General features: G+C 58.0%; 22 protein-coding genes. 7 read left to right on the top strand and 15 right to left on the bottom strand.

The annotated features are described in order from the left end of the window. The first annotated feature begins 9 nt into the window (after nt 1-9). Together QPL98_RS10760 and QPL98_RS10755 are read left to right on the top strand one after the other, a co-directional pair. Nucleotides 10-1,305, top strand: a complete 1,296-nt coding sequence (locus QPL98_RS10760; RefSeq protein WP_022990879.1) for a YeaH/YhbH family protein — start codon at nt 10-12, stop codon at nt 1,303-1,305. Next, on the top strand, nt 1,302-2,861 hold the full coding sequence (locus tag QPL98_RS10755) for a SpoVR family protein (RefSeq protein WP_022990878.1): 1,560 nt from the start codon (nt 1,302-1,304) through the stop codon (nt 2,859-2,861). Before QPL98_RS10760 ends, QPL98_RS10755 begins: the two co-directional genes overlap by 4 nt. Here QPL98_RS10755 and QPL98_RS10750 read toward each other — a convergent pair. The 3 genes from QPL98_RS10750 to QPL98_RS10740 are packed head-to-tail and all read right to left on the bottom strand — an operon-like array spanning nt 2,828 to nt 5,246. Continuing rightward, a complete protein-coding gene (locus tag QPL98_RS10750) occupies nt 2,828-4,189 on the bottom strand; it encodes a sensor histidine kinase (protein ID WP_303293228.1) in 1,362 nt (453 codons plus the stop codon). The two genes, QPL98_RS10755 and QPL98_RS10750, sit on opposite strands and share 34 nt — an antisense overlap. Next, nucleotides 4,189-4,860, bottom strand: a complete 672-nt coding sequence (locus QPL98_RS10745) for a response regulator transcription factor (protein WP_023012227.1) — start codon at nt 4,858-4,860, stop codon at nt 4,189-4,191. The genes QPL98_RS10750 and QPL98_RS10745 overlap by 1 nt, the downstream gene beginning before the upstream one ends. Then, nucleotides 4,860-5,246, bottom strand: a complete 387-nt coding sequence (locus QPL98_RS10740) for a PepSY domain-containing protein (RefSeq protein WP_051995655.1) — start codon at nt 5,244-5,246, stop codon at nt 4,860-4,862. Before QPL98_RS10740 ends, QPL98_RS10745 begins: the two co-directional genes overlap by 1 nt. Before the next feature lie 149 nt (nt 5,247-5,395). On the opposite strand from QPL98_RS10740, the gene QPL98_RS10735 reads away from it, so the two are divergent. Further along, nucleotides 5,396-5,860, top strand: coding sequence for a hypothetical protein (locus tag QPL98_RS10735; protein WP_014422430.1), 465 nt, complete (start codon nt 5,396-5,398; stop codon nt 5,858-5,860). Nucleotides 5,861-5,912: 52 nt separating this feature from the next. Here QPL98_RS10735 and QPL98_RS10730 read toward each other — a convergent pair whose 3' ends face one another. The 4 genes from QPL98_RS10730 to QPL98_RS10715 all read right to left on the bottom strand — a co-directional run bounded on the left by QPL98_RS10730 (nt 5,913) and on the right by QPL98_RS10715 (nt 9,380). Beyond that, a complete protein-coding gene (locus QPL98_RS10730) occupies nt 5,913-7,271 on the bottom strand; it encodes a TrpB-like pyridoxal phosphate-dependent enzyme (protein WP_153740678.1) in 1,359 nt (452 codons plus the stop codon). A gap of 101 nt (nt 7,272-7,372) precedes the next feature. Beyond that, the gene (locus QPL98_RS10725) at nt 7,373-8,110 is read right to left on the bottom strand and encodes an LrgB family protein (protein ID WP_022990872.1); all 738 of its coding nucleotides are present in this window, start codon (nt 8,108-8,110) and stop codon (nt 7,373-7,375) included. Then, nucleotides 8,103-8,483 carry a CidA/LrgA family protein gene (locus tag QPL98_RS10720; protein WP_011786507.1) on the bottom strand — a complete coding sequence of 127 codons (381 nt, stop codon included), beginning with the start codon at nt 8,481-8,483 and terminating at the stop codon, nt 8,103-8,105. Before QPL98_RS10720 ends, QPL98_RS10725 begins: the two co-directional genes overlap by 8 nt. 3 nt (nt 8,484-8,486) lie before the next feature. After that, nucleotides 8,487-9,380, bottom strand: a complete 894-nt coding sequence (locus tag QPL98_RS10715) for a bile acid:sodium symporter family protein (protein WP_153740677.1) — start codon at nt 9,378-9,380, stop codon at nt 8,487-8,489. 215 nt (nt 9,381-9,595) lie between these two features. Here QPL98_RS10715 and QPL98_RS10710 point away from each other — a divergent pair, with 215 nt between their 5' ends. Next, nucleotides 9,596-11,017, top strand: coding sequence for a wax ester/triacylglycerol synthase family O-acyltransferase (locus QPL98_RS10710; protein WP_011786509.1), 1,422 nt, complete (start codon nt 9,596-9,598; stop codon nt 11,015-11,017). 12 nt (nt 11,018-11,029) lie between these two features. Here QPL98_RS10710 and QPL98_RS10705 read toward each other — a convergent pair whose 3' ends face one another. Beyond that, complete coding sequence (locus QPL98_RS10705) at nt 11,030-11,653, bottom strand: TetR family transcriptional regulator (RefSeq protein WP_153740675.1); 624 nt, start codon at nt 11,651-11,653, stop codon at nt 11,030-11,032. Nucleotides 11,654-11,846: 193 nt separating this feature from the next. On the opposite strand from QPL98_RS10705, the gene QPL98_RS10700 reads away from it, so the two are divergent. Beyond that, entirely contained in the window at nt 11,847-12,953 is a 1,107-nt protein-coding gene (locus QPL98_RS10700) for a ferredoxin reductase (protein ID WP_278350448.1), read from the top strand. Between the two features lie 45 nt (nt 12,954-12,998). Beyond that, a complete protein-coding gene (locus QPL98_RS10695) occupies nt 12,999-14,072 on the top strand; it encodes an acyl-CoA desaturase (RefSeq protein ID WP_014422438.1) in 1,074 nt (357 codons plus the stop codon). Nucleotides 14,073-14,141: 69 nt separating this feature from the next. Here QPL98_RS10695 and QPL98_RS10690 read toward each other — a convergent pair whose 3' ends face one another. From QPL98_RS10690 to QPL98_RS10680, 3 genes are read right to left on the bottom strand one after another with little or no spacing between them, the layout of a single operon-like run. Beyond that, a complete protein-coding gene (locus QPL98_RS10690; RefSeq protein WP_011786513.1) occupies nt 14,142-14,579 on the bottom strand; it encodes an Rrf2 family transcriptional regulator in 438 nt (145 codons plus the stop codon). A gap of 27 nt (nt 14,580-14,606) precedes the next feature. Beyond that, complete coding sequence (locus QPL98_RS10685; protein ID WP_049756897.1) at nt 14,607-14,999, bottom strand: YbaN family protein; 393 nt, start codon at nt 14,997-14,999, stop codon at nt 14,607-14,609. A gap of 23 nt (nt 15,000-15,022) precedes the next feature. After that, nucleotides 15,023-15,247, bottom strand: a complete 225-nt coding sequence (locus tag QPL98_RS10680) for a hypothetical protein (RefSeq protein ID WP_303293227.1) — start codon at nt 15,245-15,247, stop codon at nt 15,023-15,025. Nucleotides 15,248-15,465: 218 nt separating this feature from the next. On the opposite strand from QPL98_RS10680, the gene moaA reads away from it, so the two are divergent. After that, the gene (moaA, locus tag QPL98_RS10675) at nt 15,466-16,458 is read left to right on the top strand and encodes a GTP 3',8-cyclase MoaA (protein WP_273031082.1); all 993 of its coding nucleotides are present in this window, start codon (nt 15,466-15,468) and stop codon (nt 16,456-16,458) included. A gap of 107 nt (nt 16,459-16,565) precedes the next feature. On the opposite strand, the gene QPL98_RS10670 is transcribed toward moaA, so the two are convergent. From QPL98_RS10670 to QPL98_RS10655, 4 genes are read right to left on the bottom strand one after another with little or no spacing between them, the layout of a single operon-like run. Then, nucleotides 16,566-17,156, bottom strand: coding sequence for a nitrous oxide reductase accessory protein NosL (locus QPL98_RS10670; RefSeq protein WP_272998607.1), 591 nt, complete (start codon nt 17,154-17,156; stop codon nt 16,566-16,568). Nucleotides 17,157-17,178: 22 nt separating this feature from the next. Beyond that, on the bottom strand, nt 17,179-18,009 hold the full coding sequence (locus tag QPL98_RS10665; RefSeq protein ID WP_278350449.1) for an ABC transporter permease: 831 nt from the start codon (nt 18,007-18,009) through the stop codon (nt 17,179-17,181). Continuing rightward, nucleotides 18,006-18,938 carry an ABC transporter ATP-binding protein gene (locus tag QPL98_RS10660; RefSeq protein ID WP_303293226.1) on the bottom strand — a complete coding sequence of 311 codons (933 nt, stop codon included), beginning with the start codon at nt 18,936-18,938 and terminating at the stop codon, nt 18,006-18,008. Before QPL98_RS10660 ends, QPL98_RS10665 begins: the two co-directional genes overlap by 4 nt. Further along, nucleotides 18,935-20,203: a nitrous oxide reductase family maturation protein NosD gene (locus tag QPL98_RS10655; RefSeq protein WP_278350451.1), complete on the bottom strand. Its 1,269-nt coding sequence runs from the start codon at nt 20,201-20,203 to the stop codon at nt 18,935-18,937. Before QPL98_RS10655 ends, QPL98_RS10660 begins: the two co-directional genes overlap by 4 nt. Between the last annotated feature and the right edge of the window lie 267 nt (nt 20,204-20,470).

Here is a 20,470-nt window from a genome sequence, read left to right as displayed (position 1 = left end):
AGCAGTACCATGGGTATGACCCACATTGTTGACCGGCGCCTGAACGGCAAGAACAAGAGCGCAGTGAACCGGGAACGGTTCCTGCGCCGTTACCGCCACCACATCAAGAAGGCGGTGTCGGATGCCGTGCAGAAGCGCTCCATCACCGATATCGAACGGGGCGAGAAAGTAAGCATTCCCACCCGGGATATTGACGAACCTATCTTCCACCATGGCCACGGTGGCCGGCGAGAGGTGGTGCACCCCGGCAATCAGGAATGGGTGGCCGGGGACACCATCCCCAAACCCGAGAGCGGCGGTGGCCAGGGCCAGGGGCAAGGCCAGGCCAGCCCGGACGGAGAAGGCATGGATGAGTTCGCCTTCCAGATTACCCAGGAAGAGTTTCTCGACTTCCTGTTCGACGATCTGGAGCTGCCCAATCTGGCCCGGAAAAAACTCAAGGACACCGAAGCCTTCAGTTATGTACGCTCGGGCTTCACCACCCAGGGAGTGCCCGCCAAGCTGGATGTGGTGCGTTCCCTTCGGGGCGCCCACGCCCGGCGTCTGGGCCTGGGCGGTGCGCGCAAGAAAAAGATCCGGGACCTGGAAAAACAGCTCGAGGCGCTGAAAAGCGCGCCGAATGATCTCGATCCGGCCTTCAGCCATGAAGACCAGATCAAGGTGCTGGAAGAGGAAATTGCGCGGCTGAAAGCCAACGTCAAACGCATTCCCTTCATTGACGAGATCGACCTGCGCTACAGGCAACACCTGAAGCAGCCCAAACCCGCCACCAGTGCGGTGATGTTCTGCCTGATGGATGTATCCGGTTCCATGACCCAGATGCACAAGGACATCGCCAAACGCTTCTTTATCCTGCTGTATCTGTTCCTGAAGAAGAACTACAAGAAAATCGAAGTGGTGTTTATCCGCCACCACACCAGCGCCAAGGAAGTGGACGAAGAAGAGTTCTTCTACAGCCGGGAAACCGGGGGCACCATTGTCTCCAGCGCCCTTAAACTGATGCACCGGATCGTCGAAGCCCGATACTCGCCAGCGGAATGGAACATCTACGCCGCCCAGGCATCCGACGGCGACAACTGGAACGACGACTCACCCATCTGCGGCAAACTGCTGTCTGAGCGAATTCTGCCGCTGGTTCAGTACTACTCCTATATCGAAATCACACCCCAGGATCACCAGATGCTCTGGTACGAATACGAGAAGATCATGGAGCAGTTTCCCCAGAGCTTTGCCATGCAGCAGATTGCCGATCCTGGAGACATTTACCCGGTCTTCCGACAGTTGTTCGAGAGGAAAGCGGCATGAGCAGCCTGATTGATCGCCCGAACGCACCGGAGAGCGAACAACCCAAGGCAGGTACGCCCATTTCCACCAGTTCGGAATGGACCTTCGAACTGATCCAGAAATACGACGAGGAAATTGCCAAATGCGCCGCCGAGTTCGGACTGGACACTTACCCAAACCAGGTTGAAGTGATTACCGCCGAGCAGATGATGGATGCCTACAGCTCCGTCGGCATGCCAGTGGGCTATCATCACTGGTCCTTCGGCAAGCAGTTTCTGCAAACCTCCAAGGGCTATCAGCGGGGCCAGATGGGGCTGGCCTATGAGATTGTGATCAATTCCAATCCCTGTATCGCCTACCTGATGGAAGAGAACACCCTGCCCATGCAGGCCCTGGTGATTGCCCACGCCAGCTATGGCCACAACTCGTTCTTCAAGGGCAATTATCTGTTCCGTACCTGGACAGACGCCAGCGCCATCATCGATTACCTGGTGTTTGCCCGGCATTATGTGTCGGAGTGCGAGGAGCGACACGGCGTGGATGCCGTGGAAGAGATTCTCGACTCCTGCCACGCACTGATGAACTACGGTGTAGACCGCTACAAGCGCCCTGCCCCGATTTCGGCCGCCGAGGAGGCCCGCCGGCAAAAGGAGCGGGAGGAATACGAGCAACGCCGCATCAACGATCTGTGGCGAACCATCCCCAAAGCAGAGGACGACGGGGACCCGGTTCGCCGCAGGCCCCGATACCCGGAGGAGCCTCAGGAAAACCTGTTGTACTTCATCGAGAAAAACGCGCCGTTGCTGGAAACCTGGCAGCGGGAACTGGTACGCATCGTGCGCAAGCTGGCCCAGTATTTCTATCCACAGCGCCAGACCCAGGTGATGAACGAGGGCTGGGCCACGTTCTGGCACTACACGTTGTTGCACCGGTTGTACGACAAGGGGCTGGTGAACGATGGCTTCATGCTGGAGTTCCTGCAAAGCCACTCCGCCGTGGTATACCAGCCCCCGTTCAACAGCCCATGGTATTCCGGCCTGAACCCCTACACCCTGGGTTTCTCCATCTTCACCGACCTTAGACGTATCTGTGAAAACCCTACCGATGAGGACCGGGAATGGTTCCCGGACATCGCCGGTACAGACTGGCTGGAAACCCTGCATTTCGCCATGCACAACTTCAAGGACGAGAGCTTTATCCAGCAGTTTCTCTCACCGAAGGTGATGCGTGACCTGAAGCTGTTCGCCATCGAAAGCGACGATCGGGAAGACCACTACACCGTCACCGCCATTCACGATGAGCCCGGTTATCGTGCGCTGCGGGAAAAGCTGGCGCGCCAATACAACCTCAGTTACCGGGAGCCGAACATTCAGGTATGGAGTGTGGATATTCGCGGTGATCGTTCGTTAACCCTGCGACACATCCCGGTAGACCGGGTGCCGCTGGGCAACGAAACTGATGAAGTGCTGAGGCACGTACATCGGCTCTGGGGCTTTGATGTACACCTGGAAAGCGTGGATGAAGGCACGCTGGTGGAGGAGCATCACTGCCCGCCGCGGGCCTTGGACGATGAGTGAGATGGAAAGCGCACACTGGCCTGTAACCCTCCGAGGGGAGATCGGGCCAGGGTCAGCGTGCCGCCATACAGTTCAGCCAGCTCTTTGACGATCGCCAGGCCCAGACCGGAACCGGACCGGGTTTCATCCAGCCGGGTGCCCCGTGTCAGAGCCTGCTCGATATCGGCGTCAGACAGGCCAGGGCCGTCATCCTCCACCATCAGCGCCAGACCATCCGGCAAGCCTTCTACCCGAAACTTTACCTGACTCTCCGCCCAGTTGATGGCATTTTCCAGCAGGTTGCCCGCAATTTCCTGTAAATCCTGTTGTTCAAGCCGAACCGCGCCCGTATCGCCCAGGTCGCTTTCGAGGGTAACGCCACGGCGTTGCGCGAGAGTATTGAGTGCCGACAGCACCGGCGCCAGGGTTTCACCAAGATCCACACGCCCCAGGGCGGCCGGTCCGGCCGCTGAAGCCCTGGCCAGATGATGGCGCACGGCGTCATCGATGCGGCTCAGTTCGGTACGGAAAGCGGTTCTCTGCACCGACGGCAAACGATCACTCAGGGTGGTAAGCACAGATACCGGCGTTTTCAGGGCATGGGCCAGATTGCCCGCAGCCGTGCGCCCACGCTCAATCAGTATCTGATCCCGTTCAAGCACCTGATTCATGGCCTCGGAGAGCCGCGCAAGTTCTTCGGGCAGATCACTGGTCAGTGAACGGGTCTGGCCGGACTCCATGGCCCGGAGATCCCGCTCCAGACGCCGAAGCGGTGCCAGGCCCCAGCGGATCTGCAACCCGATCATCACCAGTAACAGCGTACCGAGCGTGGTCAGCGAAACCACCAGCAATCGGTTGAAGCGCGCAACCTGGGCATCCAGCTCCGCCTGGTCGGCCGCGACAGACACCGATAACCAGCCTTCGAAAGCCGGTAACTGGACATCCCGCTCCACTATCCGAAGTGTCTGGCCGCGCGGCCCCGGGGCCTGGGCCCAGTCCGGCCCCCGGCCACTGATCTGTGGCAGTCGCTGGTCCCACAATGACCGGGAGGTGATCACCCGCCCGCTGTTGTCGTTGACCTGCCAGTACCAGCCGGAATACACCCGCTCGAAGCGCGGTTCACCCAGTTGCGGGCCGGGGGTCAATTCACCGGTCTGAGGGTCAGACTCAATGCCGGCAATGACCACATTCAGGAACGATAACAGGCGCTCATCAAAGGACTGGCTCAGCGTCTGGCGAAAGTTCCAGGCCAATACGGTACCGGCCAGCGGCAACACCACCAGGACCAATACCAGGGCAGACACCAGCATCCGCAGCGCCACCGGCCAGCGGCGCAGACGTGTCAGCATCAGGATGGTTCTCCGTGACCGTTCATACGGTAGCCCTGGCCACGGATGGTCTCGATAGCCTGGGCGCCGAGTTTGCGCCGCAACCGGCTGACCTGGACATCGATAACATTGGAATCCGGCTCCTGGTCGCCGTCATAGACATGTTCGGACAACTCGGTGCGGGACACGATTCTGGGCGCTGCGTGGATCAGATGCGATAACAGCCGGAACTCCTGAGCCGTGAGTGAAACCGGCATACCTGCCCGGGTCACCTGCCCGGCGTGGGTATCCAGCGCAATGTCACCCACGGTAATCACCGGGTGGGCGTGGCCGTGGGACCGGCGCACCAGGGCCCGCAGGCGGAACAGGATTTCAGCCGTTTCAAAGGGCTTGGTGACATAGTCATCGGCACCGGCAGAGAACCCCGCGGCTTTATCGGACCAGCGCTCCCGGGCGGTCAGAATCAGCACCGGCAGATCAATACCCCGCTCCCGCCAACCGGCCAGCCACTGGGTGCCATTGCCATCCGGCAAGCCCAGGTCCAGTACCACCGCATCGTAACGTTCGGTGCTCACCAGAAAGTCGGCCGTGCGGCCTTCCCCGGCAACTTCCACCAGCAGTCCGGCATCCCGCAAGCTACCGGCCAGCCCTTGTGCCAGCGCGGCATCGTCCTCCACCAGAAGAATTTTCATCAGCGTTTCATGCCCTGGATATTCCTGCCCTCTATCTCCAGAACCTCTCCGGTCCGGGCATTGATCTCAAACTCCACCACCTGGCCTTCCGGGCCCAACAACTCGATCTCGTAGAGGATCTCACCATCGTCTTTCTCGATATCCACATCGATCACGTCTCCGCGCCAGTCGCGGGCAAGGCTGTCCAGGATTTCGCTCAGGGGTTTGATACGGCCGGCCTCAACCTCGTGGTGCAGGCGCCGCCAGTCGTCGTCATCATCGGCACAGGCCACCTGGGCAAACGGCAGCGCGCCCACCGCAAACAGAGTCAGCAACAACACCCGGAACACCCGGCGTGAAAACCGGTCTTCGGGTAGCAGCGATGAATGTAAACGAGGTCTGGTCATGGTGTTTATGGTGACAAAAGCCAGATGAACGAATCATGAATGAGCCTATCACGATGCTGAAAGCCCTGCCCCGTTAATCTGGGCTCAAGCTGGTAGCCAACCGGGCAGAACCGGCAGTTTTTCAAACACAGACAAGCTAGGAGAACACCATGAAAAAGACTCTGACCATCGCGCTGATCAGCGGCCTTGTCGCAGCCCCCGCAGCCTTCGCCAAAGGCAGCTTTGACGATGCGGACCGCATGCTTCAGGTTGGTAACAACTACGGTATCAGCCATTTCCAGAGCATCGAATTTGACGACGACCATGATAATGAAATCGAGCTCGAAGGCTGGATGGGCCAGGACTGGTTCGTGGAACTGGACCTGAACGGCAACGGCGACATCGACCGGGAGCAGCGCCGCAAAGCCAAAGGCGAGATCTACGGTGTGAGCGCGGACGATGTGCGCTCTTATCTGAAAGCCGCTCAGCAGCAGGGAATGGCCACTATTGAGGAACTAAAGGTCAACCGCAATGGCGATATTGAAGTGGAAGGCGATGATGAAAACGGTGCGGAACTGGAATTGAAGTTCCGGATCGGAAGCCTGGAGCCATTGAAGATCGAAAGGGACAAGTGAGCAGGAAGCCGCAACCCGGTCAGGCACAGTGCCTGACCGGGGGCAAGTTCAATCAGACGCTGACCGAGGGCAGCCCCGACAACGCCATAGCCAGCTCCTGCTCGCCGTACTCATGGTCGCTCAGTTCACCGGCAAAATACGAGGTATAGGCCGCCATATCGAAATGCCCGTGACCACAAAGGTTGAACAGGATCACCTCCTCCTTGCCCTCGCGCTTGCACCGCAACGCCTCGTCAATCGCACCCTTCACGGCATGATTGGCTTCAGGGGCCGGTACGATCCCTTCGTTGCGCGCAAACAGGACACCCGCCTCAAAGCACTCGCGCTGAGTGTAGGAAACAGCATCGAACAGTCCCAGCTCCTTGGCGTGCGACACCATCGGAGCCATGCCGTGATAGCGCAGGCCGCCAGCATGGAACCCCGGCGGTGTAAAACCTGAACCCAGGGTATGCATCTTGGTGAGTGGTGTCATTTGTGCCGTATCGCCGTAGTCATAGGCGTATTTACCCCGGGTCAACGTCGGACACGCTGAAGGTTCAACCGCGAGAATCCGGGACTTCTCCCCGCCTCTCAACGCATGGCCCATGAACGGGAACGCAATACCCGCGAAATTAGAGCCGCCACCGGTGCACCCAACGATCACGTCTGGCCAGCAATCGGCCATCTCCATCTGTTTCATGGACTCCAGGCCGATTACGGTCTGATGCAACAGGACATGGTTCAGCACGGAACCCAGAGCATATTTGGTGTGCGGATCCTGAACGGCCAGCTCCACCGCCTCGGAAATCGCAATACCGAGACTGCCGGTGTGGTCGGGGTTTTCCCCCAGCACCCGACGACCAAACTCCGTCATTTCTGATGGTGAAGCCACGCAGTTAGCCCCGTAGGTCTCCATCACCGCACGGCGATAGGGCTTCTGGTTGTAGGACACGCGAACCTGGAACACGGTCACATCAATGTCGAACAGGGAGCCTGCAAACGACAGCGAGGTCCCCCACTGACCAGCACCAGTTTCTGTCGTCAGACGCCGAATACCGGCCTCCCGGTTAAAAAAGGCCTGAGGAATCGCGGAATTGGGTTTATGACTGCCCGCAGGACTACCACCCTCGTACTTGTAGAAGATCTTGGCCGGGGTGCCCAGGGCTTTTTCCAGCCGATGCGCCCGAAACATGGGCGCCGGCCGCCACATCCGATAAACATCGCGAACGGGCTCCGGAATCTCCACTTCCCGTTCCGTAGTCATTTCCTGTTCAATCAGCGACGCAGGAAACAATGGCTCCAGATCCGTTGGACCGACCGGCTGCTTTGTTCCCGGGTGGAGGACGGCCGGCAGGGGTTCGGGGAAATCCGCCTGCAGGTTGTACCAATACCTGGGCATCTGTTCTTCGTCGAGCAAGAACTTGGTTTGCATGATGTTAAGACCCTGATGTTGTGCCAATGATTGGCTGAGCATAGCCATTCCAGACAGACATAAAAAGAGTGTAATGCGGCACCCCGGAAAGAACTGCGCGTTTACATGGGCAACCAGTTTTCCAGCATGTCCACCAGCCAGGGCACGAGCAGCGCCGTGGCGAATGCCGAAAGCGCCATGGCCAGGCCTGAAAACGCGCCCATCTGGGAACTGACCTGGAATGCCCGGGCGGTACCAATACCATGGGCCGCCACGCCCATGGCAATCCCTTTTGCGGTGTCATCTTTCACGCGCAACCATTCAAACAGTTTGGTGCCCAGCACCGCACCGGTAATTCCGGTCAACACCACCAGCACCGCCGTGAGCGACGGCAAACCACCAATCTTCTCGGAAATACCCATGGCCACCGGTGCCGTTGCCGATTTAGGCGCCAGCGACATCTGGATTTCCAGGGAACCCCCCAACAACCTTGCCAGGCCCACCGAACTGCCAGCAGCAATAACCACCCCGCTGATCAACGATATCGCGACCGGCAACCAGAGTTGACGGAGCCGTCGAAACTGCTGATACAGAGGAACCGCCAGTGCCACCGTTGCCGGCCCCAGCAGAAAATGCACGAACTGACCGCCCTCAAAGTAATCGCTGTATGAGGTGCCCGTTGCCAACAACAGGAGAATCAGCATCGCCACCGAAGTAACGACGGGATTGGCCAGCGGGTTGGAATGTGTTTTCAGATAGAGTCGGTAGGCCAGCCCGTAGGCCACCAGAGTAATGGTCAGCCCTAGCAGTGGCGACGCCGACAGGTAGACCCAGATGTCGCGCAAACCCGGTTCATTCATGCTGCCCACCTTGTTCTGAAACGGAACGGACAAACCAGCGCGTCGTCAGTTGCATAATCAACGCCGTGGCAACCATGGTGATCACCGTGCTCAGAAACAGAGCCAGGGTGATCGGCAGCCACTCATCCGCTATACGCCCGAAATGCGTCATCATCCCCACGCCCGCAGGCACGAATAGCAGAGACAGATGGCTCAGTAACGCGCTGGAGGCTTCGCTCAGGGAATCCGGGGCACTACCTCGGATCATCAAGGTAACGAACAGCATGACCATGCCAAGCACCGGCCCCGGGATCGGCAGCCCGAGAAGTCGTACCAGAATCTCGCCTGTCAGTTGATAAACCAGCAGTAACGTCACACCGTTCAGAAACTTCATCAATCAGGCTTCCCCAGCTGCATGTGCCACGTAGCTTTTGGGAATCACCTTCCGGCCATACATTGCCAGCAGGAAGCCAATGGGGAACATAAGCACACCGTAAACGGCAGCGGGAATCGACATGGTGCTGGACTCCAGCAACGTGAGGGTGACCATCAAACCAATGGTGCCGTTCTTCACACCGAGCTCCACTGCCACCGCCAGGGATTCCCGCTGGGTCAGTCCGGCCACCCTGCCCGCCAGCAGGCCCAGGGCGATACCGGCGACATTGAGGGCAATAGTGGAGGGGCCTGCCTGTTTGAGCAGATCCCACATCTGGTCCCGAACGCCATAGAGCAACGCCACAATCAGCACCGCCAGCACGATGCCACCAAAGATGCTGACCAGGCTCTCGGCCTTGCGCGCAAGCTCCGGCTTGCGGGTTCGCACCAGCATGCCAATGGCCACCGGCAGCAGAACAATAACCACCAGCATGGCAATGGTCTTGCCCACCGGCAGCGAGATGTTCTCTTCCGTGCCCATGAAATGCTGCAGCGCCATGTTGGTAAACAGTGGCAGGGTAAGAATGGTGATCAGGCTGGCGGAGACCGTCAGCACGATGGAAAGCGCAATATTACCCCGGGCCAGAAGCACAAACAGGTTAGATGTGGTACCCCCGGGGCAGGCCGCAATGATCACCAGCCCAACGGCAATGGCCGGCGACACGCCGAACAGCCAGGCCAGCCCGAACGCCACCACCGGCATCAGGAGAATCTGGGCGAAGGTGCCCACAATCATGCCCTTCGGATACACCGCCACCTGGCGGAAATCCCTCAGGGTAAGGGTCATACCGATACCGATCATGATAATGAACAACGCGATCGGCAAACCTGCCGAGATCAGCGGGCTGGATTCCACAAAGCCTCCGAATATTTTTGTTATCAGTTTCTATGGCCGTAGAAATTAGCACACGAACCTTGTCACCGGGAGCATGGGTTCGCGACATTATGTAACCGTTAAACCCTGCAAAAAGATGGGAGCCCAATCCCGGTTTTGATCGTGTGCACCTGCGGATATCAGTATACTTGCAGGAAACAACCAAAACACAAATGACTGGCGGAGAATGACAAGGAATGAAACGTCTCGGAACCCTGGATGCCTCCTGGCTGGCGGTTGAATCTGAAGACACCCCGATGCATGTGGGTACGCTTCAGATTTTCTCACTGCCTGAAGGCGCACCAGAAACCTTCCTGCGTGACATGGTCACTCGAATGAAAGAAGCCGGCGATGTGGCACCACCCTGGGGATACAAACTGGCCTGGTCCGGTTTCCTCGGGCGTGTGATCGCCCCGGCCTGGAAAGTCGATAAGGATATCGATCTGGATTATCACGTCCGGCACTCAGCCCTGCCCCGCCCCGGCGGTGAGCGCGAACTGGGCATTCTGGTATCCCGGCTGCACTCTAACCCCCTGGATTTTTCCCGCCCTCTTTGGGAATGCCACGTTATTGAAGGCCTGGAGAATAACCGTTTTGCCCTTTACACCAAAATGCACCACTCGATGATTGACGGCATCAGTGGCGTGCGGCTGATGCAAAGGGTACTCACCACCGATCCGGAACGCTGCAATATGCCGCCGCCCTGGACGGTACGCCCGCACCAACGCCGTGGCGCAAAAACCGACAAAGAGGCCAGTGTCCCCGCCGCGGTTTCCCAGGCCATGGACGCCCTGAAACTGCAGGCAGACATGGCACCCAGGCTGTGGCAGGCCGGCAATCGCCTGGTGCATTCGGTTCGACACCCGGAAGACGGACTGACCGCCCCCTTCACCGGCCCGGTTTCCGTGCTCAACCACCGGGTTACGGCGCAGCGGCGATTCGCCACCCAGCACTATCAACTGGATCGGCTGAAGAACCTGGCTCATGCTTCCGGCGGCTCCCTGAACGATATCGTGCTTTACCTGTGTGGCACGGCGCTGCGACGCTTTCTGGCGGAGCAGAACAATCTGCCCGACACCCCACTGACGGCCGGTATACCGGTGAATATCCGGCCGGCAGACGACGAGGGTACGGGCACCCAGATCAGTTTCATGATTGCCTCGCTGGCCACCGACGAAGCTGATCCGTTGAACCGCCTGCAACAGATCAAAACCTCGACCCGACGGGCCAAGGAACACCTGCAGAAACTTCCCAAAAGCGCACTGACCCAGTACACCATGCTGCTGATGTCACCCTACATTCTGCAGTTGATGTCGGGTCTCGGGGGGCGGATGCGACCAGTCTTCAACGTGACTATTTCCAACGTGCCCGGCCCGGAAGACACGCTGTATTATGAAGGTGCCCGGCTTGAGGCCATGTATCCGGTATCGCTGATCGCTCACGGCGGCGCCCTGAATATCACCTGCCTGAGCTATGCCGGATCGCTGAATTTCGGTTTTACCGGCTGTCGGGATACGCTGCCAAGCATGCAGAAACTGGCGGTTTATACCGGTGAGGCTCTGGATGAGCTGGAATCGCTGATACTGCCGCCGAAGAAGCGCGCCCGAACCCGCAAGTAACCCAGGACGGGGTCAGTCGCTTTGCCAGTGACCAGCCCCGACAAAAATCATCTGCAGGAATCGGGTGGTGCGTTTTCGCACCTGGCCGATCTGATAATCGTCGTCTTCCGAAATGCTGAGCAGATCGGTCAGACTGAAGGCGACGGTGCGCACCACCAGATCGCAGGTCAACTCCAGATCGGCATCGCTCAGGTGTTCCATCAGCCGGAGCCGGCGCAAGTCATTGGCCAGCTCACTGGCGAAAAATCGCATTTCGCTGCGAATCCCTTCCTGAACGGCCCGGCTCTCGCCTGCCAGCCCCTGCGCCATAAACAGAAAAAAACTGCGGTTGGCCTGGGCATGGGCCACAAAGATACCCACCGATTCCTCAATCAGCTTGTCGGCCTGCAAAACGTTGGCCCGGGCCTCCCTCATCATCCGCCTGAGGACCAGCCCGAGCTCGTCCACCAGCTGCAAACCCAGGTCGTCCATGCTGCGAAAGTGGCGATAGAACGACGTTGGCACCACGCCGGCCTGCCGGGTCACTTCCCGAATACCGAGGCTGGCAAAGTGTCGCCCCTTGCCCACCAGAGTCAGCGCTGCGTTCATCAGCTTCTCTCGGGTTTCGCCGGGCCTGCGTTTCGTTCTGTCTGCCATGGTCTTCCTATCACGATAGTTGCGGTAACAAGTGTACACATCTGACGGCAGAAAAGTCCGCAAAATTTGTCATTTCGAGCCAACGAAGCGCCCCTGATTGTTACGACAACCCTCACTGTGTACAGTCGTACACATAAGTGAACAAGTGTACACATCGTTATCAACGATCAGGTACAAACCTTGGAGAAAACCTATGTTGGCAAAAATGAACCAGACCCGCGCCATGCACTGGCTTGGCCGACAGCTACTGAACCGAAGCAACCCTGCCAGTTATTTTGATCCACTGGCGGAGGCCATCAATCCCATGTGGATACAAGCGTACACACCTGCACGGGTAGAGCGTATTCTGGTCGAGACTCACGACACCAAGACCTTTGTGCTCCGGCCTGCCAGCCGATGGAGTGGCTTTCGTGCCGGCCAGCACGTGAACATCTGTGTAGATATTGATGGTGTGCGACGCCAGCGCACCTTCAGTCTGTCCAGCTCCCCCCTGCTCTGGCAGAACGACGGCGTGGTCACACTGACCATCAAACGCCTGCCAGGAGGGCTGGTGACCAACTGGCTGCATGATCAGTTGGAAGAAGGCGCGGTGCTGGGCCTGACCGAAGCCTTTGGCGACTTTCTGATGCCAGCCATGCCCAAACCGGTGCTGTTTATTGCCGGGGGCAGCGGCATTACGCCGATTCTAAGCCTGCTGGAGACCATGGCGGCAGAGCACTTCCGGGCACCGGTCACGCTGCTCTACTTTGTTCGCACTCAGGAGGACGTGATCGCCAGTGAAAAACTGGAAGCACTGGCGGCAAGATACTCGGCACTCTCGGTACGTATTATATGCACCCACGAAACCGACGAGCCGCGCTACCTCAACGACGCCGACCTGGATTCCGTGCCCGGTCTGAAGGCCCGCGAGGTCTATCTGTGCGGACCGGGCGGGCTGATGGATCTCGCCAATGACCTGCTTTACCAGCGCGGTCTCGGCGAAGAGCAGATTCACTGTACGTTTTTCGCCCCTCCGATCTCCTCCCCTCTGGGTGATGAAACACTCGGCGGCGAAGTGAGTTTTGCCCGCGCGGACCTCAATGTGGACTCTTCCGGCGATGCCACACTGCTGGAGATCGCAGAAGCCGCGGGCCTCAAACCTCAATACGGCTGCCGCATGGGCATTTGCCACCAATGCAGTTGCCGAAAAACCAGCGGCACCGTGATTAACCGGCTGACGGGTAAAGCTTCCGGTCCCGGAGAGGAAAGCGTTCAACTCTGCATTTCCGTACCCCGTGGCCCGGTGAATCTGGAAGCCTGACACACAGAATTCGAGCGCGGCCTCATACAGCCGCAAGGAGACCTTATGATCAAACTTGATGAACAACAGCTCAACGAGCTTCAGAAAGATCTGGATACAGTACGCGACGAAGTATTGGCCGATCTTGGCGAGCGGGATGCCCGCTACATTCGCAAGATCGTTCGCCTGCACCGCGCCCTTGAAGTCGGCGGCCGGGTGATGATGCCCTTCGGCTTTATTCCGCCGGTGTTTGTGGCGGCAACGGCCACCCTCGGCGTGGCCAAGATTCTGGAGAATATGGAAATTGGCCACAACGTGATGCATGGCCAGTACGACTGGATGAACGATCCCACCCTCAACTCACAGACCTACGAGTGGGATACGGTGTGCACCAGTGAATCCTGGCGCCGGACTCACAATTACGAGCACCACACCTACACCAACATCATCGGCAAAGACCGGGACTACGGTTATGCGGTGCTACGCCTGAGCGACGAAGAGCCCTGGAAACCCTGGCACACGTTGCAGTTCATCAACTACATCTTGCTGAGCGTGTTCTTTCAGTGGGGTGTAGGTTTACATGAACTGGAAACCGAGAAGCTACGTCGCCGGGAGATTTCCTGGCGCGAGAAAGTGCCGTTCCTGAAAGACTTTTTCCGTAAAGGCGGCCGCCAGGCATTCAAGGATTATGTCTTCTTTCCATTGCTGACTCTACCAGTGGCCCCTATCGTGCTGGCCGGCAACGTCGGGGCTAACCTGATCCGGAACCTCTGGGCCTCAACGGTGATTTTCTGCGGTCACTTCACTCAGGACGCAGAAACCTTTACAGAGCGGGAATGCGAAGGTGAGAGCAAGGGCCACTGGTATCTGCGCCAGCTTACCGGCTCTTCCAACTTCACGGGTGGCCGCTGGCTGCACATTCTGAGTGGACACCTGAGCTATCAGATCGAGCATCACGTGTTTCCGGATCTCCCAGCGCACCGCTATCCTGAGATTTCCGAGCGGGTGCAGGAAATCTGTCGCAAACACGGCATTCACTACAACACGGGCTCATTTATGAGCCAGTATAAAACTGTGTTGCAGAGAGTCCTGCGATATTCACTGCCGGAACGGAGATCCGCCAACCCCGTAAACGTATAACTCTGGATACTCGTTTGAAGCCTGGGAGGTCTGACGCACTGCAAATACAGCAGTGCGTCAGTTCAGCAATCAAGCAATCTGGAGCAGTCGCAACAGCTGTGGTCGGTGGTGGTCCTGAATCACGTCGGCGAGCGTGTATCGATCAAGCACCTCAAGGAAGGCTTTCAGGGCTTCACCAAACATGGATTTAAGTCCGCATACCGGAGTGATCTTGCAGGCATTTTTGGAGGAAAAACATTCCACGATGCTGAGGTCCTGCTCGGTTTCGCGCACCAGGATTCCGATATTGATATCCTGCGGCGCCATATGCAGCCTCATCCCGCCCTTCTTGCCACGGATAGTCTCGATGTACCCTTTCTTGTTCAGTTGGTGAACCACTTTCATCAGATGATTCTTGGAGATGTCGTAGCTGTCGGCAATTTCCTGAATGGTCGCCAGACGATCACCCTCTGCAGCCAGATAGATCAGCACTCTGAGTGAGTAATCGGTATAACGGGTGATGTGCATTCATGACTCCAAAATGACAGAAAAACATCAGTAGGATGGCCGGCTCAGCATATAGCCGGCAACACCCAGTAAAAACAGCCCCGAGACAGCCAGTACCAGAACCGGCGATCCAAGCCAGACCAGCATGCTCCAGCTCAGCCCCATCATGGCAAAGGCCAGCAACTTGGCTTTGCGTGGAATGGCACGCCGGGCGCGCCATTCTCCAATCGCCGGGCCGAACGTCGGGTGCTCTTCCAACCACCGGGCAAAGGCCGGGGAGCTCTTGCTGGCGAAAAAGGCCGCGAGAATAACAAAAGGGGTTGTTGGCAAAAGCGGCAAAACCACACCCGCTGCCGCCAACCCTACACTCATATACGCAAGAATCCGGAAACCGGTTTTACCTGGCTGTGCGCCCATGGCGTGGGCCTCTTGACCGTTCATAACTGCATCTATTCTACCGTGATTCAGTGCACAGGTCTTCCCAGTTTACTGAGGAACGCCAAGCGGGCGACATACGCGATTTTCACCCCGACTGCGAAGATTAACGTTCCCATGTGGGCGAGTATCTGAATCGCGATTGGCAATCTGGCCGCTAGAGGATATGCCAAAGCAACGGTTAACAGTAATCCGAGCACACTGACCAGAACACCCGCATTAGCACGAGCGAGCCATTTCTCGTAGAACCACATAGCGATCTCCCAGGCTTTCGATGAGTTTTAAACTGGCAACACCATTGCGATTGGTGTCGCTCCACTTTTTAACATATATTTTATTTAAATGTTATAGAGGAAGACCGATGGCTTTGCAAGGTCGCGGGAGATACTCCCCGAGGGGTATCGGAATCCGCCGCGCGCTTTGCCATACTTGGCCTAAACTAATGGTGATATTGCAACAGGACCTGGCTTCAATGCCCCAGACCCGACTGACAGACCGCTTTGGCCGCACAGTAAATTACGTTCGCCTGTCGGTGACTGACCGCTGTGATTTCCGCTGCGTGTATTGCATGGCAGAGGACATGACCTTTCTGCCGCGCCAACAGGTATTGACTCTTGAAGAGATCGCCCGGCTGGCACGGAACTTTGTTGCTCTGGGGACGGAGAAGATCCGGCTGACCGGCGGAGAGCCTCTGGTGCGCCGCGATATCCTCGAGCTGGTACGCGAAGTCGGCACTTATGGCCTCCGTGACTTCGCCATGACCACCAACGGCAGTCAGTTGCCCACCATGGCGGAATCATTGCGCAAGGCCGGTTTGCAGCGTCTCAATATCAGTCTGGATTCTCTGGACGCTGACAAATTCCGCGCCATTACCCGCACCGGTAATCTCAGCCAGGTTCTGGATGGCATTGATGCTGCCCGGGACGCAGGTTTCCGTGGTATCAAGTTGAATACGGTGGTGATGAAAGGCCGCAACGACGAGGAGATTCCGGGGCTGATTGAGTTTGCCCGTCAAAAGCAGGTGGACATCAGCTTTATTGAGGAGATGCCGCTGGGGCAGATTTCGGAGCATGACCGCGGTTTGGCACTGTGCACCAGTGAGGAGGTGCGCGACATTATCCGCAGGCACCATGAGCTGATTCCGGCAACTGAGGATTCCGGCGGCCCAGCGCGTTATTTCCGGATGCCGGACAGCGAGGTTCGCGTCGGGTTCATTTCGCCGCATTCCCACAATTTCTGTTCGACCTGCAATCGGGTTCGGGTGACAGTGGAGGGGCGTCTGCTGCTGTGCCTGGGCAATGAGCATTCAGTGGATCTTCGCCGGGTGTTGCGGGGGCATCCGGTGACGGATGACAAGCTGCAGGAGGCGATCATCAAGGCCATGGATCTGAAGCCGGAGCGGCATCATTTTTCCAGCAATGGGGATGTGCAGATTCTTCGGTTTATGAATATGACTGGCGGCTGAGCCCCTGTGGCGCTTCTGCTCCGCCATCCTTGGCTCCGCAAATTTTTGGAAAGGCTACCCGCACCTGATCTTTAGAGCACTGGAGTAATCGCCAAGGAGCCCATGTTTTAATGGGCCATTTCAGACTCTCCGTTTACGTCATGGTCTTCATGCATACCAGCCATATCATCCATCCCGCTCATATCGTGCATCGTCATACCATTATTCAGATGCTCCAGCGTGACCTCGGCAAACGCCAGTACGTTCCCGCCATGCTCGGCCGCGAAGTCTGTAGCGTCGGCTTCGCTGGCGAACGAGGCCAGGGTTGGGCCCATGGCGCCGTTGAGGTTTGAGCCGACCACGTAGAAGGCCTCGCGGGCGTCGATCAGGTGGGTGTCATCCGGGCTGTCCCAGTGGCTTTCGGCCATGTTGTGGACGTAGAGGGTGTGATCCCGGTTTTCGTTTTCAGGCTGCAGGAACCAGGCGAACATGTCTTTGGTGGAGCAGAATTTCCGGATGTTCTGCTCTCGCTCGGTGAAGGCCTGGCCTTTAGGCCCGGGGAAGCCAGTGATAGCCATGCCGCAAACGTGGCATTCGTCGCCGGATTCGAAGTGGACCGGGTCGGGTTTTTCAACGATCTCGGGTTCACTGCCAGAGCAGCCCGTTAGAAGGGCGACGGCGAAGGCGGCGATGAGCCATTTGGTTGCTGGGTTTGCCATGTTTGTGTGTCTCCGGTCAGGATCAGATTCGTCGGTTTGTGAACAGTAACAGTGCGCCGGTCAGGGGTATGGCGCACCACAGGATCAGGCCCAGCCAGAGGCCTGCCGCGCCGATGGGCAGGTCTGTACCCAGGCTGAGTACGCCGCTGAGTTGACCGCTGTCGCCGAAGGCAACGATGTTGAGCAAGCGGTAGATGTCAGTGGGGTTGAGCATCAGCAGCCAGGGCAGCAGTTCGGGATTCAGTTTGCCTTCACTGGCCACCAGGGTACCCAGCAGCATCAGGTCGAAGATCAGTACGAAGAAAAACCAGATCGCCAGGGCCAGCCCGGCAGCAACCGGTTTCTCGCTCACCCGCACGCTCACCAGGTAGGCCAGTGCGATAAAGCCCCAGCCCAGCAAAACGGTAGAGCCCACAAAACGCCCCATGGCCACCGCCAGGGCGGCAATGGCGACATCTTCCACCAACACGGCGATGGCAATACCAGCCACACCGAAGCCTATGATGGTGGCCAGCGCCAGGGTCAGGCCGTGGCCGAGGAATTTGCCCAACAGTAACTGGCTTTTACTGAGGGGGTAGGTCATCAGCAGTAACAGGGTGCCGCCCTCCTCTTCCCCCACGATGGCGTCGTAGGCCAACAACAGTGCAATCAGCGGGATCAGGAAGATCCCCAGGCTGGCCAGGCTGGCAATGGTCGCAGGTGTGGAGGCGTAGCCCACCTGCCCGGAGGCGGCGGCACCGAACCAGGCGATGCCCAGTGCCAGGGTGGCGAACACCAGGGAGATGGCAACCAGCCAGCGATTGCGGAAGCTGTCGCTCAGTTCCTTACGGGCGATGGTCCAGATGGCGTTCATTGGCCTCCTCCCCGGTGAGCCAGGCCACCCGAGCCGATAAAGTGCACGTAGATGTCTTCGAGGCTGGGCTGATGGATGCCCAGGTCTGCCACTTCGCCGGAGGCCATCAGGGTCTTGATCAGTTCCATTTTTTCCTGGGGTCTCACGTCTACCTGCAATCGTCCGTTTTCACTTTTCATCATCAATCCGGCGCGCTGCTCGGCCTGGTCAATGGCTTTTTCCAACGCCGACAGGCTCGTGGCAGGCTGCAGAGTCAGGGTGACCGGCATGTTCGCCTGTCGCCGCAGCGATGGCAGGTCTCCAGATGCTTTCAGGGCGCCTTCGGTCAGAATCGCGGCACGATCAATGTATGGCTCGACACCTGGCAGTACATGGGAACAGAGCACAATGCCCGCCCCCTCATCCCGAAGCTGGCGCAACAGGCGGTATAGGTCCGCCGTTGCAACCGGGTCCAGGCCGACGGTGGGTTCATCCAGCATCAACAGCATGGGCTTTCCGAGCAGGGCCTGAGCCAGGCCAAGACGCTGGCGCATGCCTTTGGAATAGGTTTTGGTGCGGGCGTCCATGGCGTCTCCCAGGCCAACTTGCTCCAACAGTTCGGGCACCTGCTTAAGCGGCGCGCCTTTGAGGCGGGCAAAGTGGCTGAGGATTTCACGGCCGGTCAGCTGCGGGTAGAACATCACGTTCTCCGGCAGGTAGCCGATATGCTGGGTTACCTGGGGATCGCCAGCCGCGCCTTCCAGCACGGAAACCTTGCCCTCGGTGGGCTGCATCAGGCCGAGGATAAGCTTGATCGAGGTGGTTTTACCCGCGCCGTTGTGGCCGAACAGGCCCAGAATTTCCCCCGGCTCCAGCCGAAGATCTACCCCGTGCAGCACCGTGGCCTTGTCGTAACGGTGACTGACGTTCTCCAGTCGAAAACAGTTCATCGGATCTCCGATTGCAGGTGGTCGGGAATTCGCATCAAAGGATGGGGATCACTCACCCCGGCAGACTTCACTACCGGGAAGGCATCCTGGACCCAACGCAGGGTATCCACCGCCGGGCTGAACATCAGTACCTTGGCCTCCGGATACTTCCACAGCAGCCGATCCACGTTGTCATTCGGTTCATAAGGCACATCGCCGAGGCCGTCCTGGTTTCGATCCCAGCCCAGGTAGTCACTCCAGTAGTTGCCTTTGCCATCCTCGGCCCAGAACTGGGTGCGAGTGGCCACGTACTTCACCTGGCGCTGGTTTTCCACAAAGGCATTGTTGAACACCTGGTTTTCCTCGGAACCCGCAGTGAGATGAATACCGATGTTGCTGTGGCCGAAATAATTGCCTTCGAAGGTGTTATACAGCGAGTTGTAGATAAACACCGCTTTACCCTCGGCACCGGAAATCACCACTCCGGCACTCTGACCCTGGGACACTCCGGTAACAACGTTATTGCGCAACTCGGAGTTGGTGATGAAGTTCATCAGAATGCCGTAGTTCTCGTCATTCTCGGAGCGGTTATTGAATACCTTCAGGTACTTGCTCTGCATCAACGCATACCCGGTACGCGTACCTCGGGTGACGTTGTTTTCCAGCAGGTTATGCATCGAATACATGTAATGAATGCCGTACCGGAGGTCACTCATCACATTGTCGCGAATGGTATTTCGGTTCGCGGTCTCGATGTAAATGGCATCCCGGGTCTCACTGATATCGTTACCTTCAATCAGCGCACCCGTGGTGTTGAACAGGTGAATGCCATTGCCACGATCCTGGGACCGCAAGCTGGTATCACCGCGAATGTGATTCTCCCGCACGGTCACATCCGGTGTTGCATCCAGCCACACGCCGAACGCCGGGCCCTGAAGACGGTTGTTTTCCACCACCGAACCCTGCGCTTCGCGGGCCACGAAGATTCCCGCATCCAGTTCATTCAGGTCTTTGCCCCAATTGCGAACCTGGCAATCGGAAAAGGTGATCGCCTCTGCCAGAATCTCAACCGCATTGCCCTGCCCGCCACCGTCAATCACCGTTTCCGGAGCGCAGGACATAGATACCCCGGGCACCCTGATAACCAGTGGAGACAAAGTTTCCGGAGGAAGTTGAAACGACGAGCCCGGGGCCAGGTTATCCAGCTCTTGCTGCAGGTCCGCGTTGGCGGAGAGCGCAAACAGAGCGACTGACAGGGCCACTCCATAACGCAATAGTTGATACATCAATAGATCTCGAGATAGTGATAAGCAACTAGTGTCCCGTCTGGCTAATTCCTTAATCTACTGCTTGCCTCTGAGGACTCTGACCAAGGCGCCAGTCTGCAGATGTGGTGGTTCCACATCAAGGACTGGCAACACAGGGCTCAGAGTCCTCAGAGACAAGCCCTCCGGGAGCTTCTGAAAAACCGAAGAACGTCGTTCTGCTGGCTCGATTTGGAACCACCAAACCTTCACCAGCACGCCTAGCTCTTCGGTTTTTCAGAAGCTCAG

Source organism: Marinobacter sp. ST-43, from assembly GCF_030541085.1.
GTDB lineage: Bacteria > Pseudomonadota > Gammaproteobacteria > Pseudomonadales > Oleiphilaceae > Marinobacter > Marinobacter nauticus.
This window is presented reverse-complemented; position numbering and strand designations above follow the sequence as displayed.

Excerpts from the sequence above, each read along its gene's own strand:
- QPL98_RS10760 (WP_022990879.1), top strand. The coding sequence starts at position 10 with ATGGGTATGACCCACATTGTTGACCGGCGCCTGAACGGCAAGAACAAG.
- QPL98_RS10755 (WP_022990878.1), top strand. The coding sequence starts at position 1,302 with ATGAGCAGCCTGATTGATCGCCCGAACGCACCGGAGAGCGAACAACCC.
- QPL98_RS10750 (WP_303293228.1), bottom strand. The coding sequence starts at position 4,189 with ATGCTGACACGTCTGCGCCGCTGGCCGGTGGCGCTGCGGATGCTGGTG.
- QPL98_RS10745 (WP_023012227.1), bottom strand. The coding sequence starts at position 4,860 with ATGAAAATTCTTCTGGTGGAGGACGATGCCGCGCTGGCACAAGGGCTG.
- QPL98_RS10740 (WP_051995655.1), bottom strand. The coding sequence starts at position 5,246 with ATGACCAGACCTCGTTTACATTCATCGCTGCTACCCGAAGACCGGTTT.
- QPL98_RS10735 (WP_014422430.1), top strand. The coding sequence starts at position 5,396 with ATGAAAAAGACTCTGACCATCGCGCTGATCAGCGGCCTTGTCGCAGCC.
- QPL98_RS10730 (WP_153740678.1), bottom strand. The coding sequence starts at position 7,271 with ATGCAAACCAAGTTCTTGCTCGACGAAGAACAGATGCCCAGGTATTGG.
- QPL98_RS10725 (WP_022990872.1), bottom strand. The coding sequence starts at position 8,110 with ATGAATGAACCGGGTTTGCGCGACATCTGGGTCTACCTGTCGGCGTCG.
- QPL98_RS10720 (WP_011786507.1), bottom strand. The coding sequence starts at position 8,483 with ATGAAGTTTCTGAACGGTGTGACGTTACTGCTGGTTTATCAACTGACA.
- QPL98_RS10710 (WP_011786509.1), top strand. The coding sequence starts at position 9,596 with ATGAAACGTCTCGGAACCCTGGATGCCTCCTGGCTGGCGGTTGAATCT.
- QPL98_RS10705 (WP_153740675.1), bottom strand. The coding sequence starts at position 11,653 with ATGGCAGACAGAACGAAACGCAGGCCCGGCGAAACCCGAGAGAAGCTG.
- QPL98_RS10700 (WP_278350448.1), top strand. The coding sequence starts at position 11,847 with ATGTTGGCAAAAATGAACCAGACCCGCGCCATGCACTGGCTTGGCCGA.
- QPL98_RS10695 (WP_014422438.1), top strand. The coding sequence starts at position 12,999 with ATGATCAAACTTGATGAACAACAGCTCAACGAGCTTCAGAAAGATCTG.
- QPL98_RS10690 (WP_011786513.1), bottom strand. The coding sequence starts at position 14,579 with ATGCACATCACCCGTTATACCGATTACTCACTCAGAGTGCTGATCTAT.
- QPL98_RS10685 (WP_049756897.1), bottom strand. The coding sequence starts at position 14,999 with ATGAACGGTCAAGAGGCCCACGCCATGGGCGCACAGCCAGGTAAAACC.
- QPL98_RS10680 (WP_303293227.1), bottom strand. The coding sequence starts at position 15,247 with ATGTGGTTCTACGAGAAATGGCTCGCTCGTGCTAATGCGGGTGTTCTG.
- moaA (WP_273031082.1), top strand. The coding sequence starts at position 15,466 with ATGCCCCAGACCCGACTGACAGACCGCTTTGGCCGCACAGTAAATTAC.
- QPL98_RS10670 (WP_272998607.1), bottom strand. The coding sequence starts at position 17,156 with ATGGCAAACCCAGCAACCAAATGGCTCATCGCCGCCTTCGCCGTCGCC.
- QPL98_RS10665 (WP_278350449.1), bottom strand. The coding sequence starts at position 18,009 with ATGAACGCCATCTGGACCATCGCCCGTAAGGAACTGAGCGACAGCTTC.
- QPL98_RS10660 (WP_303293226.1), bottom strand. The coding sequence starts at position 18,938 with ATGAACTGTTTTCGACTGGAGAACGTCAGTCACCGTTACGACAAGGCC.
- QPL98_RS10655 (WP_278350451.1), bottom strand. The coding sequence starts at position 20,203 with ATGTATCAACTATTGCGTTATGGAGTGGCCCTGTCAGTCGCTCTGTTT.